This is a genomic window from Boseongicola sp. (assembly GCF_057460485.1).
In genome coordinates this window covers 1-3,060 of record NZ_JBVCWP010000393.1, presented here as the reverse complement: position 1 = coordinate 3,060, position 3,060 = coordinate 1, and the positions used below count along the sequence as shown (strand labels likewise).

Genomic DNA, 3,060 nt, shown 5'->3' with positions numbered 1-3,060 from the left:
GGCTTGCACGCGGCATCGAGGAAAAAGCTGCAAACTCGCTTTTGGTGAAAGTGAACCAGATCGGCACATTGTCCGAAACACTGATGGCAGTTGATATGGCGCACCGCGCGCGGATGACAGCAGTGATGTCGCATCGCTCGGGCGAGACCGAAGATGCGACGATAGCGGACCTCGCTGTGGCGACGAACTGTGGGCAGATCAAGACCGGATCGCTTGCGCGGTCCGATCGGTTGGCTAAATACAACCAATTGATCCGTATCGAAGAAATGCTCGAAGAAACCGCTGTTTATGCAGGTAAATCGATTCTGCGTTAAGGAATTTGTTCTGCGCGGGGCCCTTGGTGCTGGCACTGTGAAATACTATTTTGGGCAGGGTCTTCCCCTGCCCATTTTCTTTGAGGAAGGCGTTCTATGACTGCCGATGACATCATCAAGAAACTGCGCTTGGAACCGCATCCTGAAGGCGGGTTTTACCGCCAGACATGGGAGGCCGACGACGCGCCGCGAGCGTCCGGGACCTGCATCTATTTCCTTTTAACCGAGGGGCAGCGCAGCCACTGGCACCGGGTTGATGCGGTTGAGATCTGGCACTTTTACGCAGGTGATCCTTTGATTTTGCGGACTGCCGATACCGCAGATGGTCCAGTTAATTCGCTGGTTTTGGGCGCCAATTTGTCCGCCGGACAGGAACCGCAAGGGATTGTCGCGAAGGACGCGTGGCAGTCAGCCGAGACCACCGGCCCCTGGACGCTGGTTGGATGCACAGTGTCCCCGGGGTTTCGCTTTGACGGATTTGAGTTGGCACCGCCCGGATTTGACTTCACCTGAGGCAAAGGCCGCAGAGTCAGTCAGATCGCAGTCATCGACTTCAACGCGCCCGGGCGGCTGATTTGCCCGCCGCCGACGGGCGCCGCCACGCGCGTGGTTCCAGGGGCCGAGGTTGACATGCCCCGTGCAACGCGGACTGCGAGATACGCGAAAGCCTGCGCTTCAAGCATGTCTCCGTCGAGACCGGCCTCTTCGACCGGGGCCACGGGGCAGTCCAGCAATGCTGCAATCATTTCCATCAAAGCTGGGTTTTTGCGCCCCCCTCCCGTCACCCATGCTTGTTCCGGTGGCATGGGACATTGTGCGATACCTTTTGCGATGGCGCCCGCGGTGGCGGCGGCAAGGGTTGCGACGGCGTCCGCGTCTGAAAGGTCTGAAACCGCGTCGTTCCAGTCATGGAAATCATCGCGGTCTAGCGATTTTGGCGGCACCCGCCGGAAAAACTGCTCTTTCGCAAGGAGGTGTTCGAGGATGTCTCCGTCAACGACACCTGCTGCGGTGAGCGCACCATTTTTATCCATCCGCTGACCCAGTCGATCCGCCATAAGGTCATCGATACGTGCGTTGCCGGGACCCGTATCGAAGGCCAAAAGCGCACCCGGTGTCTCTGGGCTTTGCATGGCAGGGTCGATCCACGTCAGGTTTGCGACACCGCCGATATTGAGGAAGACGCAAGGCTTTTGGGCACCGATATGGCGGGACAATGCGAAGTGATAAAACGGCGCAAGCGGCGCGCCCTGTCCGCCTAATGCCATATCATTACTGCGAAAATCCCAGACGACAGGGGCGTCGAGAACCTCGGCCAGAAGCGCTCCGTTCCCTGCCTGATGTGTGTGTGCTGCCTCGGGGCGATGGGCGGTGGTCTGTCCGTGGAAGCCGATAAGGGCAGCATTCTTGAAACCCGAAAGTACTTCAGCATGGGCGGTTTCGACAACTTCAGCCGCAGCGGCGACGTCCGCGCCGTCCCATTTCCCCAAAGCCGCGCGTAAAGTGACCCGTTCGCTGTCGGTGTAAGCGCGATAGGCGGTGTCACCGAACTCGAAAACGGTCACGCCATCGGTCAGGATCATTGCCGCATCAACGCCATCCAGCGACGTGCCTGACATTGCGCCAAGTGCCCATATCGGTCCCGTGTTTGACATGCCTTCCCCTCACCCGCTCTGCGCTTTATACCCGCGCGAAAGCCTGAATACCTCGGGCGACAATCATAGACGATGGCCCATGACCTACCACCCAAAATCCGATTTTCTTGCCACGATCATTGAACGCGGCTTTCTGGCAGATTGTACCGACCTGCAATCGCTGGATAACGCGCTGATATCAGGAGTTGTGCCCGCCTATATCGGTTACGACGCGACAGCGAAGTCTCTACATGTGGGGCATTTGCTAAACATTATGTTGTTGCGCTGGTTCCAGAAAGCAGGCGGCAAGCCAATCACGTTGATGGGTGGCGGCACGACGAAGGTTGGCGATCCGTCGTTTCGTGCGGACGAAAGGCCCCTTCTGACGACTGCGCAGATCGACGACAATATCTCCGGCATGCAGCAGTCGTTTGCGCGATACCTGACGTATGGTGACGGGCCGAGCGATGCGATCATGCTGAACAACGCGGAATGGCTGGACACGCTGAAGTACCTCGATTTTCTGCGCGATATCGGGCGGCATTTTTCGGTCAACCGGATGCTGAGTTTTGAGAGCGTAAAGTCACGTCTTGATCGTGAACAATCGCTGTCATTCCTCGAGTTTAACTATATGATTCTGCAGGCTTACGACTTTTTGGAACTGAATCGGCGGTATGGCTGCTTGCTGCAGATGGGTGGCTCGGATCAGTGGGGCAATATCGTCAATGGTATTGACCTTACGCGCCGGGTTCTGGAAAGCGAGATATTCGGACTGACGACGCCTTTGCTGACGACAAGCGACGGCCGCAAGATGGGCAAGTCGCAGGGCGGCGCGATCTGGTTGTCTGAAGATATGTTGTCGCCCTACGAGTTTTGGCAGTTCTGGCGCAACACGACGGACGCGGATGTGGGGCGGTTTTTGAAGCTTTACACTGAATTGCCCGTAGAAGAGTGCACCCGCTTGGGCGCACTTGAAGGCTCCGAGATCAATGCCGCAAAGATACGCCTAGCCAACGAAGTAACGGCTTTGTTGCATGGGTCTGAGGCGGCGGAAACAGCTGAGGCCACATCGCGCGAAGTGTTTGAAAAAGGCGGCGTTGGCGATGACCTGG

3 protein-coding genes and 1 pseudogene are annotated in these 3,060 nt (G+C 57.5%); 3 read left to right on the top strand and 1 reads right to left on the bottom strand.

From position 1 onward, the window contains the following. A pseudogene (gene eno, locus AC221Y_RS22640) lies at positions 1 to 314 on the top strand (phosphopyruvate hydratase); the annotation flags it as partial. A gap of 96 nt (positions 315 to 410) precedes the next feature. Next, a complete protein-coding gene (locus AC221Y_RS22635) occupies positions 411 to 827 on the top strand; it encodes a cupin domain-containing protein (RefSeq protein ID WP_299755454.1) in 417 nt (138 codons plus the stop codon). Positions 828 to 847: 20 nt separating this feature from the next. Here the strand turns inward: AC221Y_RS22635 and AC221Y_RS22630 are convergent, their stop codons facing one another. Then, positions 848 to 1,969 carry an anhydro-N-acetylmuramic acid kinase gene (locus AC221Y_RS22630; RefSeq protein ID WP_486708549.1) on the bottom strand — a complete coding sequence of 374 codons (1,122 nt, stop codon included), beginning with the start codon at positions 1,967 to 1,969 and terminating at the stop codon, positions 848 to 850. 79 nt (positions 1,970 to 2,048) lie between these two features. Here AC221Y_RS22630 and tyrS point away from each other — a divergent pair. Further along, the coding region (gene tyrS / locus AC221Y_RS22625; RefSeq protein WP_486708548.1) for a tyrosine--tRNA ligase at positions 2,049 to 3,060 on the top strand (1,012 nt) is incomplete at its 3' end.